A 16,913-nucleotide genomic window follows, 5' to 3' on the forward strand; every position below is an offset into this window, starting at 1 on the left:
GGTACTGTTACATGCCGAAAGTACAACGGCTGTAATACTAAAAAATAGATTAATTTTTTTCATTTCTGTACAGTTAGTTAGTGTGTATGATAAATTTAGTACTTGTTCCTATACAGAAAGAAATTGCCATGTAATATGTTTGAGATATTTTTAGATGTTCTTTTACGTCATCTAAAAATTACTCTTCTATCAATTTATCATCCAATAATTTAGAAGTTTTGGCACCCAGTTTCCTCAGCTGTTCTGCCCGGGTAACCAAATTACCATTGCCGGTGCTTAATTTTCCTAAAGCATCTTGATAAGCTTTTTGAGATTTATCTAAGCTATCGCCAATTTTCTGAATATCGCTTACAAAGCCCACAAATTTATCGTACAAAGCGCCTGCTTTTGTAGCAATATCTATGGCATTTTTGGTTTGTTGTTCTTGTTTCCAGATAGAAGCTACCGTTTTTAAAGTTGCCAATAGTGTTGATGGCGTTACAATAACCACTTTTTTCTTCCATGCAAAGTCAAACAACTCTTGATCGTACTGTACGGCAATAGCAAAAGAAGACTCTATAGGGATAAATAACAACACAAATTCTGGCGAGTTAATTTGATATAAATCCTGATAGTTTTTATTGCTTAAACCTTGGATATGGTTTTTTATAGCATTTACATGTAATTTGGTTAAAGCTTCACGTTCTGCTTCTTCATCGCAGTTTACCAGTTTTTCATAAGCCACTAAAGAAACTTTAGCATCTATAATGATATGCTTATTTTCTGGCAGATTTAATAAAATATCGGGCAGATAACGATTACCATCTTCGGCAATAAAACCCGCTTGTTTAGTATAATTAATGCCCTCTATTAAACCCGAGCCTTCTAAAAGTTTATCTAAAACCATCTCGCCCCAGTTACCTTGCTTTTTATGATCACCTTTTAAAGCTTTGGTGAGGTTATTGGCATCGTCTTGTATCAGTTTAGTTTGTTTAATGAGCTCATCTATGGTACCTTTCAGCGTGAAACGTTCGGTAGCCTCTACTTTATACGTTTGTTCTACTTTCTGTTCAAAAGCCTTAATATTCTCTTTTAGTGGATTTAATAAGATATCCAGATTGGATTTATTGACCTCTGTAAATTCTTTAGTTTTTTCTTTCAGGATTTGGTTGGCAACATTTTCAAACTCAGTTTTGAAACGCTGCTGCAACTCTGCCATATAGTGTTTTTGTTCTTCTAAACGCTGCTGCTGAGCTTTATAAGATTCTTCCAATGTTGCAATTTTCTTATGCTCGGCATTTAACATATCTTGAAGCTCTTTTTTATCATCTTCTAAGGCATTTATCCTACCTAAAAATTTAAACTCAGCATCCTGCTTTTCTTCTTTTAAGAGATTCATGACAGCAGTTTTTTCTTCTGCTAAGCTTATTTGTTGTTGCTGACATACCGCAAGGTTAATTTTTAACTGCTCGTTTTCTGTCTTAAACTCGTTCAATAAATGATCATGGATATTTGATGACGGCTTTTTAAGGAAAAGAAAAACGGCTACGAGTAATATAATAACTGCTGTAATGATATATTCCATGTAAAAGAGATTTACCAAAAATACTAAAATGAACCCGAATGGTTTTAAACCATTAAGCGACTTTTGTTTACCTGATTTTGCTTTCTGCGATGGAGATGATATGCGCAATAACAGCATCGCTAAATAAAAACTTAGCTGAACTCGAAATCTTTCTGTAATTTTCTAGAAATAACTCATCATGAATCATAAAATTAATTACCGTACCATACTTGAAACTAGTAATGGTAATCTTGCTAAGCTACATGATATTGTTTTAAAAGCCTTAGAAGAGGAGGAACTCATCTCAGAAAAATTAAAAAGCAACCAGGATTTAAGTTTGGCAGAAAAAATGGCCGATCGTGTAGCTTCTTTTGGAGGTAGCTGGCGTTTTATCATCACCTTTTCTATCATTATCCTTATTTGGATTAGTACAAACGTTTTGTTACTTAAAAATCAGGCTTTTGACCCTTATCCTTTTATTTTATTAAATCTGATGCTTTCTTGTATTGCAGCACTACAAGCCCCTATTATCATGATGAGCCAAAACAGAAAGGAAGAACGAGATAGGCTAAGAGCAGAACAGGATTATATGATTAATCTTAAAGCAGAAATTGAAATCAGAACACTACATGATAAAATAGATTTATTGATTACCGAGCAAATGAAGAATTTATTCGACATTCAAAAAGTACAAATGGATAGTATAGATAAACTCAGGAAAACCCTTCATGAGCATCTTAAACCCAGTTAAACTCTTTAGAAACAAAAAAGGAGCATCTTATAAAAAATGCTCCTCTTAAATTATCCTTTTAAGGGAAATGTTAGTCTCTTCTACCAAATAGCATCATTGCATAATACATTAAAGTAGCTAATGATGATAATGCTGCAACAACATAAGTCATGGCTGCCCACCATAAAGCGTTTTTAGCTTGATCATGCTCTACACTGGTTTGCATAATACCTTTGTTACTTTGCAACCATACCAATGCTCTTTTACTGGCATCAAACTCTACAGGTAAAGTAACAAAACTAAATACCGTTAAAATAGCTAATGCACCAACGCCAACAGCTAAAACAATTGGATTATTACCAAAAGCCATCAGCATCACACCAATTAATAATACCCATTGTACCAAATTAGAAGCTACGCTTACCACAGGCACCATAGCAGATCTAAATTGTAACCAACTGTAAGCTCGGGCATGCTGTACCGCGTGACCGCACTCGTGTGCTGCTACTGCCGCTGCTGCAATACTTCTACCGTGGTAAACATCCGGAGAAAGGTTTACTGTTCTATCCGCCGGGTTATAGTGGTCTGTTAACTGGCCGTCAACAGATATAATTTCTACATCGTTTATACCATGGTCTGCAAGCATTTTTCTAGCTATCTCAGCTCCACTTAAAGCAGAACTCAAAGCAATTTCTGAGTATTGTTTAAACTTGCTTTTAAATCTCCATTGTACTATAAAACTTATAATAGCAATGCCTATAAAAAGTATTAATCCCATTTTCTATATATTTTGGTTTAAATTAATCAAATTGTATTCCTAAACAACATTAGAAATGTTTTTATTACAAAACGCTGAAATTTTGTATTTGTTCTTCGCAAAAGAACGCCAAAATTGCTTTATTTATTAATATAAGCAAGAAAATACTGCCACATTAACAGTCGGCATCTTCAATATGCCTTTCCATTACATAATCATTCAAAACAAATTCGTAGTAAGGAATATCAACTTCTTCGGCTATATGAAATCCCAATCTTTGATAAAAATGTAAAGCCGGGTTATTCCTGTTTACGTTTAAACGCAATAAGGTAGCACCATTGGCAAAAGCTACTGCGCCAATATAATTCATGATTTGCTTACCTGCACCCACCCCCTGTAAAGCTGGTAAAATATACAGTTTATGAATGATACAAACCGTTTGAGAAAAAGAATAACTGCTAAAACCTACTGCTTTTTCATCCTGATAAAGAAGAATAAAAGTATGCCCATCTTCTATTTGTGCTTTTAAAGCGTTTGGATGGTAAATCTGCTTAAGCATAAAGCTTATTTGCGCTTCACCGATATAGGCCTCATAAGTTGGCCACCAAATCTCTTGCGCTAATTGTTGTATTAGAGGTAAATCTTGTAAAGCTGCTTTTCTAATTTCCATTATAAATCTTCAGCTATAAAAATAAAAGGTTGTTGAAAAGACAAACTATAAAAGCCATCTTTCTCTGTTTGATAATGGTTGTTTGCTATCAAATTTAAACCTTTTGTGCTTAATTGAGCCTCTTGTAAAATGTATATGTTTTCTTCAGCTGGCTTCCATTTGCTAAACTCGGGTTTCACGGGAAATATTTTTTTACCATCAGCAAAAACTACCAAGTCTATATAATCAACAAAGAACAAATAATCTTTAGCCAAAAAGGTATCAGTGATGATGTTTACTGATGGATATTCATGCGCAACCAGGTATTTTAATACAGCTGTCGTCACATCATCATCGCCGCAAGGAATAATTTTTATATGCTCTTGAAGCGCAAAAGAAACATCTTCTTTGCTCACTACAACATCTATTTTAATGCCTAAAGAAACTACATGCTCATATATAGCGGAGTGTACAATAACGGTTGGAGACCATTCTAACAACTGCCCCAAGTATTCCTCATCAAAGCCACTCATGTTTAAAATAAACAAGGCTGGTTCTTGCTTTTCGCGGATGATATGATGAGAAGACATAAATTAATGTAAGAGGTTGTAAAATTGCTTAAAGGCTTCCGCCGGATGTTCGGCTTTGTTAACTGCTGCTGATACTGCTACACCTTTAATGCCAGTTTTTAGTAAATCTGCTACATCATTTAAACCAACACCACCTGCTGCAATCAGAGGAAAATCAATTCTTGATTTTTTTAAAGCACTTACAGCATCTGCATAACCCTTTAAACCCCAATGTTCACAAGTATTAGGCTTTGTGTCGGTATGTGCAAAAGGACCACAGCCAATATAATCTGCTCCGTTTTGGATATGTTTAAGGATAGTTGCTAAATCATTGGCAGATGCGCCTAAGGTTTTATCATCACCAATTTGTGCTCTTACCAAAGAAATATCTGCATCCATATCTTCAATATGAACACCTTGTATATCTGCCTGATGCACTAAGTGTATATGGTTGGTAACAATTAAAGTTGTGCCCCAATCATCACAAATACTTGCTATTTGATGGATTTCTGCTAGCATGTCCTCATCAGATTTAGATAAGCAACGGTATTGCACCCATTTAGCCCCTTGCGAGCAGGCCATTTCTACCTGCGCCACATGACTGATGTGAGGTAAGTCTTGTGTGAGGTAATGTAAGGTATCAACAAATTTCTTCATGTTATTTTAAAGCTTCGGTAACTACATCGCCAATATTACCATTAGGTTCTTGTATACGTAATAGGGCAGAAATAGTAGGCGCAATATCACTCATAGAAACCGTTCTGTTGCTGATGCCTTGCTTAATTCCCCATCCCATAAATACCATCGGGATATGCGTATCGTAAGGATTCCAAACTCCATGTGATGTTCCGGTTATGCCATAACCTTGAAACCATGCCGGGTCTAATACAATTTGTAACTCGCCACTTCTTTTTATATGATAAGCGTTGATGATTTTCTCTCTCAACTTAGCAGGTACTGCACCTTCGTTCACATTGGCTAAATCAACCACAAAAGATACTCCTTCTTGCTTTTTAAGAAAATGGATACAGTCTTTTTTTAAGTCATCTATATCAATTTTGCTAGCTTCAATAGCCTGATAGTTGAAATTTACCTGATAATTGGTAATAGCTCTTATTAAACCTTTAGCTTGGTATTTATTAAATAAAAGCTCGTTTAATTGTTTAGAGATGGTTCTGGTGTTGAAATAGCCAGCGTTAATCTTGTTATCAATTAAAAAATTAGGGTTATGCGCTGCGCCATGATCAGCACTTAAGAAAAAAGTATAATTTCCCTTGCCTACGGTATTATCCAAATAGGTTAAAAATACTTCTAAGTCTTTATCCAACCTTAAATAAGTATCTTCTATCTCTATCGAGTTTGGACCAAACTGATGACCAATATAATCTGTACTGGATAAGCTTACGGCTAATAAATCCGTAATATCATCAGCGCCAAGCTTTTCTTCTTTTATGGTAGCTTTTGCAAAATCTAAAGTTAAGGTATTGGCAAAAGGTGTATTTCTGATGGTGTTAAAATCAGACCCTTTTATTTGAGGTATTTTATGGGGGAAAACTGGTTTTGCTTCGCCTTTAAATTTTCCTTCATACTTATTGTCATCTGCACTACTTTGCACATAAGTGTTGATTGGGTAAAGGGTATTCCAATCTTGTGTTAAATATTTATCTACCAATTTTTGGTTGTTAAAAGTTTTTACCCATGTTGGTAAATCTTGCATATAATAGGTAGAACTTATCCAAGAGCCCGTTAAATCATCAAACCAGTAAGCTGCGTTGGCACTATGACCGGCCGGAAGTATTCCCCCTCTATCCTTTAAAGCGATGCCAATAACTTTAGATCTGAAATTGGTAGCTAGTTTTAATTCATCGCCAATGGTAGAACTTAACAGATTTTTAGGTGACATTTTACCAGCATCTGATGTACTACCTACCGTATTTACCGTGGTATCTTCTGTACAATACATATCGTAACCACTATTTTGTTCTATCCAATTGTTAGCTGTTATACCGTTAATGGCGGGTACAGAGCCTGTGTAAATACTAGCATGGCCACAAGCAGTTTGTGTAGTTGCATATCCAATATGCGCATTCTCGCAAGAAAAACCTTCTTTCAATAATCTTTTAAATCCTCCTTCTCCGTAACGAGATGCGTAACGATAAAGATAATCCCAACGCATTTGATCTACTACCAAACCAACCACCAGTTTTGGGCGGGCAGGGGTGCTGGTTTTTGGGGGTTGGGGTTTTTGTTGTGCAAATAAAAGAATAGGACAAAACAGAATAGAAAATATATAGGAAAATTTCATAAAAGAAACGAATTAATAAGCGACCTAAATTAGATAAATAATTTATTTTGAAAGAGGCTTTGTTGTAAAGATGGTGTTAAGTTATTTTAATTATATACCTAACTCTATCTGAAATACAGCATTTCAAAAGTTTTTGTCATGTTGTAAACTGTAATCTCCATCAGTTGTATTGTAACTGATGTTTTAGAACTTGCACAAAATATTATCATGCTATTATAAAAGAAGGTTGTTTCCAACATTTGGTTGCGAAGTAAGAAACAACCTTCTTTTGCTATTCTACAATAAATTTAAAATTGTATTCTTTGGTTTTTGACATGACTTTTAACATATAAAAGCCTGACTTTAATCCTTTAGCTTTAAGATTTTCTACAACTATTTCTTGCCTTCCCTTTTGAACATTTATAGTTTCTTTAATAATGTTTCTACCCGTTAAATCAGTAATCATCAAATTTACGGGGCCAGCCTCTTGCATAAAAAGTGATACCGTAAACTGATTAGTAACTGGATTGGGATATAAAACCGCTTCTTCTACCATAATTTTATTATCTGAAGAATTTTCTTGAATAAACATTTCTTCAAAACCAGCTTGCATAATTTGTGTAGGCGGTACAAAACAATTATTAGCGGCATTAACCTTTTGGCAATCAAAAATAGCTTTAGCTTGATTATCTGTTACGGCAAAGTTCCAGATCATAAAGTCATCAATTTTTTGTACAGGTTTAATGTTGGCATTTACGTCGTCTTTAATATCACGAGCCCCAAAACCCCAATTGGTAATACTATTAAAGAGATTTTGAATACCAAATGAAGCGTAGCCTCCACCAAAATTTGAGGCTAAGGGATCTGTGGTTGTTGTAACTATTCTTGGTCCTGTTTTATCATATTTTACTGTACCAGGTTTACCAACATATAATTTAGTACGTTTTACTCCGTTAACTTTGCTCATACACAAAATTAACTGATACCAACCTGCTCCTGCATCAAAAGAAGCTGGCGACCAGAACTCATAATCGAAACGAGCATTATTATTATTTTCTACACAACGCCTTAAAAAGATTTTACTGCCTTTATGCATCAAAGCAAATTCGCTATTATCTCTTCCACCATATAAAATTTTTCTCGTTATATTAACTTCTGCAGGGTCAGCATAAACCCAGCATGATAAGGTAAAGTTTTCTGGTATATTGCCTAATCCAAATAGTTTTTTGGCAGTTGGTTCAGGCAATATACTAGACCACGTTACAACGTCTGAATAACCCTCAGATGAAAAGCTAAAAGCATCGTTGTTATTGTTAAAACGATCTGTGCTATAATTACCTCTTCTATCTAAACCAAGTCTGCCCCCCCCAAGATAAGCCCCAGGAGCATATTTAGTATTACCAAACTCATCAGTAAAAATATAGATTTCATCGGCAGGTTTAAACCTAAACCAAACCTGAGGTTCAGAGATTTGAGCATCAGCATGAGTTATACAAAGAATACTTAGTAGCAATATTATATTCCATTTCAACCCCCTATATAGGATGAAATTTAAAAATATCTTTTTCATAAAATTATTTTAAAATGGTTTATACTTACCAGCAGCTTGTAAATACACTTTTAGTGCATCAGGCCTATCTGTTAATACATAATTTACACCTGCTGGTACATAAAAGTCCCAGTCGCCTCTAAAATCAAAATCTCCAATATCCGTAACTCTTGGAACAAAGGTTGTTGAGTTTTCTTTTACAAAACCAGAAACTAAATTTGTAGTAACCCTAGCACCGGTAGTAGAATTAAAATCAGGAATAGCACATACCTCTGGTACCGAGGTAAATATGCCTACAGGATAACCAAATGATTGTACATACTCTACAAAGTTTTTATTTCCTAATATGGCCCATTTTCTTAGAATCCATACTTGATTGGCATTACCTGCACCGTATTCTACTGTACCAAAGGGATAAGCCTTAAAGGTAAGTTCAAAACCATCTGCTAAACCAGAATTTATCCATCCATCAATATAATCTTTATATTTTTGAACATCTTGTTCAGTGTAGGCGGTACTGGTTTCATTTAAACCATCGAATAGCACTGGGGTAAAATAGATGGCTTTCATCGTTTCAGGATTAGTGATATTCATTTGATTAAACGCTGTAATAATGTCGGTATGGGAGATAGGATATCTACCTTTAAAAATAGAACGGCTTACTAGCTGCTGACCATTAATAATTGGATAAACTAGCTTAAATGTGGTAGCATCATTAGCAGCTCTGTCAAGGTTAATCCAAGGTATAGGTATAGTTGTACTGTTGTTTTTTATGAATGATAAAATTATATCAAGACTTTGGATAGAAGGCGGGGCTGTAGCAGGTTGATCTATAATCTCATCAAAACGATTTTTTAGTAGCTTTCCTTGCAATTGTGCCAAAGATTTTGATTGTACAGAGCCAGTTAAATCTGTTCTTTTATTTAAGCCCATATCATGAAATACAATAACCTTATTATCTGATGTGGTTTGCATATCAAGCTCTATCATACCATAAAGATTATCTATAGCTTTTTTGATGGCACTATAAGAATTTTCAGGATCTCTTACTCCTTCCCAGTAACCTCTATGGCAACCAATGGAAACAAAATTATTAGGTTTGGGATAACTGCCCGGAGTAAGAAATATTAAACTAGAATCAAAAGCACCAAGCCCTGGTATTTTAAAGGCTATGAAATTTGAATTTTTTATACTTACCTCTACAATAACTTTAAATTCACCTTCTGTTCTATTACCTGTAGCTCTTTTTACCAATTCTTTAATATCGGTACTTAGATAAGGACTAAACCAATAAGGAACTTCTGAATTCGGTAATTTCCATGGATTTATGGTATAGCTTGTTGAGCTTGTTGTTACAAAACCACCATATAAAAATTTCCCTTTACCATCTATTGCTGAGGAATTATATTTATACATTTTAATACAAATACCAGAGTTTACATTAGTTAAAGGACAACTGGTTACTATTGTTGACGGTGTTGAACTGCTAACCACTGTTCTAACAATTCCGTTAGTTAAATCTGCACCTCTTCTATAAAGTAATGCAGGGTCAAATACCAACATATCGTTCTCTGTTTGTGATGGATCAACCTTAGGATTTGCAGAAGAATAGTTGAAAATAGTTGTGCCGGTTTTTATAATTCCTCTTGTTGGTGTTTGAGCAAATGACATAAGATTCATGCACAAATAGCACAGAAAATTAAAGAATACCCATTTCATACTTCTTTTCATGATTTTTAATTTAAATGATGAATTCAATTAATTTTAAGGCTTAATAGCTTCTTGTTAATCTCTGATATTTCAGCCCTTAACCCATCATTTTCTTTTTTATCTTGCTCAAGCCCTTCTATTTTCTTTTCTTGTTCTATCATATACAAGGTTAATTCTTCAATCTTTTTCAACAAGAGTGTATTCATATTATGTAAGGTATAACCTGTTTTTTTGATTTCATTTTCTGAGGGTACTTCTGGAAGATGTTTATTAGCCTGAATAAAATCAGACACTTCCTTTAAGGATCGCAATTTGTAATCAGAAGCAAAAACATAATCACTCCAACTTGCAGGGTTTTCAATGGCATAATCTGCTGCGATAACTCCTTTTTCAATCCATAAACTAAAAGAATCTCTCGAAGCTACTGCTCTTGCACCTTGAAATTTTGCTTTATTGGAACCTATTAAAACCGTACCGTCACCATCTATCATCATATCCAACCTACCTGCATATGAATTAAATCTGTTATTAAAAAATCCAATTCCTCCCGTTGTAGCAGATCCTGTACCGGAGAGATGAACTATACCATAAGAGTTTACACCAAATTGCGAAAAACTAATACCAACATCCCCAGTCCCCTGACGAGAGAAACTGCCAACAATACCATTTATAGCAGCAGGATTATCGTCATTTACAACTAATTTTGCTCTTACAGATGCTGGCGGCGTAGTACCTACATACACATCACCTGTGAAAGTTGCTCCACCTTCGCTCCAAAACTTTAATTTTCTATTGGCCCCTGTAGTACCAGCCCCTACAATATCCAAAGCGTCTGACCAACCTTGGTAAACTATTTTTCCTGCATTACTTTCGCGAGTTAATATATGAGACCCTAGACGTAGTTCTTTAAAATCTGCATTACCTGTAATATTTGAATTGCCATTAACAGTCAAATTCCCATCAACTCGCATTGGAGACCAAGATGTGACACCATATTCACCCACCTTAAATCTTTCTTGACCATTAAAAAAAAGAGCAATACCAGCTTCCGCAGCAGATGTAGAACCCGACATAAAAAGGTTAAATTCACCACCCGTAAAAAGTGGGGCCATTTTGTACTTAGTCGCAATATATTCTTGCGCATTAATATGGTATAAACCAAGTGTTAAAAAAATTGTAAGCGTAATAATTAATCTTTTCATAATTTTATTTTTATTTCTTAGCCTACTCTATTAAGGTTTTTCAGCATCCACCTTTATAGTATATTTTCTATTTATGTAATTTTTTCTTTTTAAGATATAACAGCATTTCTTTAGGTCGGTCAGTCTGTAAAATGGTAGCTCCATGTGCTATAAGCCAGTCCCAACTATCTTTGGTATTATCTTCTTCTACAGCCAAATCATCATAATGCCCCCCATTTAAACTAGCCCATAAAGCGTTAATCCATATTTTAGAGCCATTAGCTTTTATGAATTGGTTATTGGTTAATAGCGATGAAGTATCTTTATGGAAAATGAGCTCAAAAGCTACCGGGTTTATTTTTTCCTGATAGGTTTCTATGATGGTTTTTGCATCTGGTTTATCTAAATCAACAACAGGCATAAAAACAATATTGTCTAAAATAGAACCGTATCTTTTAAGTACTTCATCATAACGGGCATCTGTTTTAAATAGGGCTTGTTGTAGGGTGTTTGTTTCTTTTAAAATTTTATACGCTTCATTATAGTAAGGATAACTTTTATCCAGATTTACTAAAACCCGATCTTTAGCTAATAACATTACTTCTTTTAAAGTAGGGATGGTGTGGCTGGATAACCTTCCTAAACCATTTTTCAGATGAAATTTTTTAAGCTCGGCTAATGTATAATCAGATGGTTTTCCTTTGCCGTCAGTAGTTCTGTCAATAGTATTATCATGCATAATAATAACATGGCCATCCTTAGAAATATTTAAATCCACCTCAATAATATCTACTCCCATATCAATAGCCAATTCAAAAGCTCTTAAAGAATTTTCAGGAGCATTACGCCAATCGCCACGATGAGCAGCAACCATCACCTTCTTATCTTGAGGGTTATGCAATTGCTTAAGTAAATAATTTATATTCTTTGATTGTGCAGAAACAGATAAACCAGATAATAGTAATCCTGCAAAAACTAATATTTTTGATAAAATCTTCATGTTTTTAAGTATAAAAAGAGCTTGCTTTTATAAAGCAAGCTCTAACCAATTAAACCTAATTATACCCAGTATTTTGAGGAAAAATTGAGGGATTATTAATAATATTAACCTCGGTTTGAGGAACAGGATATAGAAATTGAAATGGCTGAATAGTAACCGGAGTTAAGCCAGAAGTTTGCAATGCATTAATGGCTGTATTGGTTCTTACCAGATCAAACCACCGATGTAATTCTAAGGGCAACTCTAAACGGCGTTCTTTTAAAACAGCATCTCTAAAAGCTGCCTGGTTAGGTAAAGATACTGGCGTGTAAGTAGTTGCAGAAGCTCTGCTGCGTACCGCATTTAAATAAACAAAAGCATCAGAAGTAATCAATGGGTTATAAGCTACTTCGTTTAAAGCTTCTGCATACATTAAAAGTACATCAGCATATCTTAAAATTATGTAATCGTTTCCAAGTGTACTGTTTGTAGGGTCGAAAGTGTCAAAATACTTTTTTACAGGTCTGTTATTGCCGTTGATGGTCTGAAAATTAAGTAAATCTCTCCTGGTATCTGTGCTTTCATAAGCAGCAAGTAATTTCGGGTCTAGAACAGGTTGATTAAAATACACCGCTAGACCATGTCCTTGTCCTTGTATATTTTTAGCATAGCGTACAGCAAAAATTATTTCTGCATTCATTTTATTATTCACGCTAAAAACATCAGCTACATTAGGCAATAATCTGTATTGATGAGGATTAGTAGAGGGAGGCACTAAATCATCTAAGATAGCAACTGCTTGGGGATATTTTTTTTCTGTTAAATAAACTTTGCCCAAAAGAGCTTTTGCAGCTCCGGCAGAAGCTCTACCAACATTTACACCTGTATAAGAAGGAGGAAGTAAGTTTATCGCAGCAGTAAGATCATCTTCTATAGCAGCATAAACATCATTTATCGGGCTCCTGGGCAAAACTTTTGCCTCTGCCGCAGTAATAGGCTTTAATACTAAAGGTGCGGCCCCCCATAACCTAACAATATTAAAATAGTGTAATGCTCTTAAAAATCTAAGTTCTCCCTCATGTTGAGCTTTAAGACTTGGGTTTGTAACAACATTTATATTAGCCAGTGCATTATTACACCTTGCAATGGCTGCATAAATTGCTCTCCACGCATCACTTATAGCAATATTATCAGACTGTGCCAGAAAACGATCTATATTATAGTCTCTTCCAGCATTACCTCCAGGGTTTTGATCCTCAATATTGTCTCCTCTTGTTTCCATTAAAGTAATAAACCTGTCTTGATACATGTTTGAGCTTTGTAATGCTGCATAACTTGCACTTACTGCGGCACTAATATCCGCTGTATTTTTATAAAAATCAGCCTCAGTTAAAGCAGATGGGGGTGTAAGTGTTAAAAAATCTTCTTTACATGATGATAGTAGCATCAAGCAACCAGTCATCAAGATTAATATATTTTTCATTTCTATTCCGTTAAAAATTGAGATTTAAACCTAATATGAATGCTTTAGCAATGGGGTAAGAACCATAATCAATACCCGGCGTTAATGCGCCACTATTTAAACTTGCTTCTGGATTATAGCCATTATATTTAGTAAAAGTGAATGCGTTTTGAGCAGTAAAATACAGTCTAACATTAGAGAAACCTGCTTTTTGAATATGCTTAGTGGGAAGCTTCGCCCCTAATGTAATATCTCTTACTCTTAAATAAGAACCATCCTCTAAATGATAGGTTGATATAGTACTATTTAAACCTCTTTGGCTACGGTTAGCTCTTGCAACAGTACCATTTCCAGGCTGTTCTGGAGATTTCCAAGCATTTAAAACATCTGTAGTATTATTAGCAAAACTTTCACCAGAATTATAATGCCTTTGGTTGATATTTGCTATGGTGTTTCCATAAACACCCTGGATAGCCACATTCAAATCAAATGCGCCATATTGTAACTGCCCAGAATATCCATAAGTAAACTTTGGAAGATAGTTTCCAGTGATTTCTCTATCATTACTATTTATTACCCCGTTACCGTCTACATCCTTAAACTTAAAATCTCCGGGTTTAGCACCGGGTACGGTAGCATTAGCAGGATTATCAATATCTGCTTGGTCTTTAAAAATGCCTGTTTGAACCAATGTATAATAATTACCTACAGGCTTGCCAACCTCTGTTATGAAGTTTAAAACACTTTCTGCTATAGTTACAATAGAGTTTACCCCACCAAGATCTACTACCTTATTTCTATTAGAAGAGTAATTAATGTTGTTGGTCAAAGTAAGCTTTCCGATTTTACTAGAGTTAGATAAGGTAATCTCAATTCCCCTATTATTTACTTTACCAATATTTACTAAATTGGTACTAAAGCCCGAAACCTGAGGTACAGGTACATCTAAAAGTAAATCTGATGTATTATTGTTATAAACATCTATAGTAGCTCTTAACGCATCTTTAAATAGTCCAAAATCAAGCCCTAAATTAACAGCAGTAGTTTTTTCCCATCCTAAATCAGGATTACCGGCTGTAGATTGAAATAATCCTGTAGATAAAGTAGGACTCGCTCCAAACACATAATTTGCCGGAGAAATGGTTGATAAATAACCGTAGTTACCGATTTGGAAATTGCCAGTAACACCATAACTTGCTCTTAATTTTAATGAACTTATGGCATTTACGTTTTGCATGAAGTTTTCCTCTTTAACAATCCATCCTGCTGAAGCAGAAGGAAAATATCCATATTTATTATTGGGTCCAAAACGGGAAGAACCATCTGCTCTTAAAGCTGCTGATAACAAATACTTATTTTTGAAGCTGTACTGAACCCTTCCCAATAACGATAGCAAAGACCACTCATTAATATTTGAGCTAAACGCGGTAACGCTAGTTGCAGCATTAAGTGTTTGTATGATATTATTTGCATATCCAGTTCCAACAATCTGACTAGCTCCGTTTCTTTCTTTTTGTACAGAAAAACCAGCTAACGTCCTGATAGAATGATTTCCAAATGTTTTATTGTACGTTATCGTGTTTTCTGCGAGTAAATTTATCGATTGAACTGACCGATATTCACCAATCGGTATAGATGGAGGAATTATAGCAATAGCACTAGGTAATTCAGAACGACGAAAAATGTCTCTATTAGCATTACTTATGTCAGCACCAAAAGAAACTCTAAACTTTAAATCTTTTAAAATATCATACTCTGCAAATACATTTGTAAGGAATTTGTTCTCATTGGTTCTATCTGGCTTTAAATTAGCGAGCGCAACTGGATTAATACCATTAGCAACAGCATATTGATTTTTAAATGCATCATAATTATAAGTCCCATCCGGATTATAAACAGGAAAATAAGGGGAGGCAGCTAGAGCACCAGAAACAACATTCTCAAAACTGAATCTTCCTTCTGTTTGCTGATAATTATATACAGCATAATTATAGGTGAAATTAGTACCGAAATGGAATTTCTTTTGAGTAACATCTAAATTAATTCTACCCCCATATTTTTTGTATCCCGAGTTAATTACAATTCCTTCTTGATCTAAATAATTACCTGACACATAATATTTAATCTTTTCAGATCCTCCAGATGCCGATATGGTATGACTTTGCATAGGAGCACTCTGAAAAATTTCATCTTGCCAATCTGTATTAGTTAAGCCAGGTTCATTATTCAGATATGGAAAAATTTCTGGCGGTAATAAATAAGCATTGGTAGTATTATTAGCAGGAGCTCCAAACTTACTTAATCTTGTAGCATTATCATCCGTAGCACTTCCTGTTAAGCCTCTATCTGCTAAAAGATCAAAATAGGTATTATTATGAGCATCGTAAATTAATTTAGAATATTGATAAGCATCTAGCATAGGTATTTTTCTTGTTGTGGATTGTGTACCATAATAGCTGTCTATATTAAAAGCTGTTTTACTACTCTTGCCTTTTTTAGTAGTGATGAGTACTACACCATTAGACCCTCTAGAACCATAAATTGCTGCCGCAGATGCATCTTTTAAAATATCTATACTTTCAATATCATTTACATTGATAAAGTTTAAAGGGTTAATTCTAATACCAGGACCATTACTGCTATTATCAGATAAAGGGACACCATCCACTACATATAATGGGTCGCTTCCAGATGTTATACTCCCAGTTCCACGTACTAGAATCGATATACCAGCACCAGGTGCACCTGCAGGCTGTAATACTTGCACACCAGCTAGTCTACCCGTTAAAGCTTTATCTAAACCGGCAGCAGGGAAATTATTAATTTGATCTGCTGATAAACTTGAAACAGAAGTAGTAACATCCTTTCTATTTTGAGTACCATAACCAACCACAACCACCTCATTTAGCCCTGTTGCATCTGGTAGTAAAACGATATTTAAAACTTTATCATCATTAATTTGAACTTCTTTATTTGCATAACCTAAATAGGATATCATAATAAATGAACCTTTAGTGATACTTAAGGTAAATTCACCACTAGCATTCGTTAATGTTCCACTTTTAGTTCCTTTCTGAGTTATACTAGCCCCTATTATAGGTAAGCCATTTTCATCTACAACTTTTCCCTTTATTTTTATAAAAGGGTCTTGTTGTATAGTCATACTAGTCGCTTTTTTTTGTATGATAATAGTTCTATCTTTTATAATGTAGGTTAAAGGTTGTTCTTCAAAAACTCTCTTAAGTGCATCATTAATAGAAAGGTCATTAAACTCTACATTTACTGGTTTAGAGAGTTGCAGTAATTTATCTTGGTAAATAAAGCTATACCCAGATTGCTTACGTACTTTTTTTATTACTTGCTCTAAAGAAGTGCCTTTTTCATCAAGACTCACTTTTTGAGCAAAAGAAGCTTGCGATGTTTGTAAGAAAGCGGTGATTAAAATTATTAAAGCTAATTTCATACCTAATAGGTATTTATTTGTAACATAGACTGAGGGT

The 16,913-nt window shown here is 34.6% G+C and carries 13 protein-coding genes; 1 reads left to right on the forward strand and 12 read right to left on the reverse strand.

The genetic code is table 11. The annotated features are described in order from the left end of the window. Positions 1–178: 178 nt before the first annotated feature. Positions 179–1,564: a DNA recombination protein RmuC gene (gene rmuC / locus B2745_RS08335; protein WP_304065277.1), complete on the reverse strand. Its 1,386-nt coding sequence runs from the start codon at positions 1,562–1,564 to the stop codon at positions 179–181. A 178-nt stretch (positions 1,565–1,742) separates the two neighbouring features. Between rmuC and B2745_RS08340 the strand changes: the two genes are divergently transcribed. Next, positions 1,743–2,294, forward strand: coding sequence for a DUF1003 domain-containing protein (locus B2745_RS08340; protein ID WP_304065279.1), 552 nt, complete (start codon positions 1,743–1,745; stop codon positions 2,292–2,294). A gap of 70 nt (positions 2,295–2,364) precedes the next feature. On the opposite strand, the gene B2745_RS08345 is transcribed toward B2745_RS08340, so the two are convergent. From B2745_RS08345 to B2745_RS08395, 11 genes are all read right to left on the reverse strand, one after another. Beyond that, on the reverse strand, positions 2,365–3,051 hold the full coding sequence (locus B2745_RS08345; RefSeq protein ID WP_304065282.1) for a zinc metallopeptidase: 687 nt from the start codon (positions 3,049–3,051) through the stop codon (positions 2,365–2,367). Positions 3,052–3,205: 154 nt separating this feature from the next. Beyond that, entirely contained in the window at positions 3,206–3,700 is a 495-nt protein-coding gene (locus B2745_RS08350) for a GNAT family N-acetyltransferase (protein WP_304065285.1), read from the reverse strand. Beyond that, positions 3,700–4,269: a thiamine diphosphokinase gene (locus B2745_RS08355; protein WP_304065287.1), complete on the reverse strand. Its 570-nt coding sequence runs from the start codon at positions 4,267–4,269 to the stop codon at positions 3,700–3,702. Before B2745_RS08355 ends, B2745_RS08350 begins: the two co-directional genes overlap by 1 nt. 3 nt (positions 4,270–4,272) lie before the next feature. Further along, positions 4,273–4,905 (reverse strand): thiamine phosphate synthase, encoded by a 633-nt coding sequence (locus B2745_RS08360; RefSeq protein WP_304065289.1) that lies wholly within the window; start codon positions 4,903–4,905, stop codon positions 4,273–4,275. 1 nt (position 4,906) lies between these two features. After that, positions 4,907–6,553, reverse strand: coding sequence for an alkaline phosphatase PafA (gene pafA / locus B2745_RS08365; protein ID WP_304065291.1), 1,647 nt, complete (start codon positions 6,551–6,553; stop codon positions 4,907–4,909). Positions 6,554–6,824: 271 nt separating this feature from the next. Next, the gene (locus tag B2745_RS08370) at positions 6,825–8,102 is read right to left on the reverse strand and encodes a T9SS type A sorting domain-containing protein (protein WP_304065293.1); all 1,278 of its coding nucleotides are present in this window, start codon (positions 8,100–8,102) and stop codon (positions 6,825–6,827) included. A gap of 9 nt (positions 8,103–8,111) precedes the next feature. After that, entirely contained in the window at positions 8,112–9,752 is a 1,641-nt protein-coding gene (locus B2745_RS08375) for a glycerophosphodiester phosphodiesterase family protein (protein WP_304065296.1), read from the reverse strand. A gap of 83 nt (positions 9,753–9,835) precedes the next feature. Beyond that, positions 9,836–10,993, reverse strand: coding sequence for a hypothetical protein (locus B2745_RS08380; RefSeq protein ID WP_304065299.1), 1,158 nt, complete (start codon positions 10,991–10,993; stop codon positions 9,836–9,838). Between the two features lie 67 nt (positions 10,994–11,060). Then, the gene (locus tag B2745_RS08385; protein ID WP_304065302.1) at positions 11,061–11,972 is read right to left on the reverse strand and encodes a glycerophosphodiester phosphodiesterase family protein; all 912 of its coding nucleotides are present in this window, start codon (positions 11,970–11,972) and stop codon (positions 11,061–11,063) included. Between the two features lie 55 nt (positions 11,973–12,027). Beyond that, entirely contained in the window at positions 12,028–13,434 is a 1,407-nt protein-coding gene (locus B2745_RS08390) for a RagB/SusD family nutrient uptake outer membrane protein (protein ID WP_304065303.1), read from the reverse strand. Between the two features lie 10 nt (positions 13,435–13,444). Then, positions 13,445–16,876 carry a TonB-dependent receptor gene (locus tag B2745_RS08395; RefSeq protein ID WP_304065304.1) on the reverse strand — a complete coding sequence of 1,144 codons (3,432 nt, stop codon included), beginning with the start codon at positions 16,874–16,876 and terminating at the stop codon, positions 13,445–13,447. Positions 16,877–16,913 lie beyond the last annotated feature (37 nt).

Source organism: Pedobacter glucosidilyticus (assembly GCF_002483235.1).
Taxonomy (GTDB): domain Bacteria; phylum Bacteroidota; class Bacteroidia; order Sphingobacteriales; family Sphingobacteriaceae; genus Pseudopedobacter; species Pseudopedobacter glucosidilyticum_B.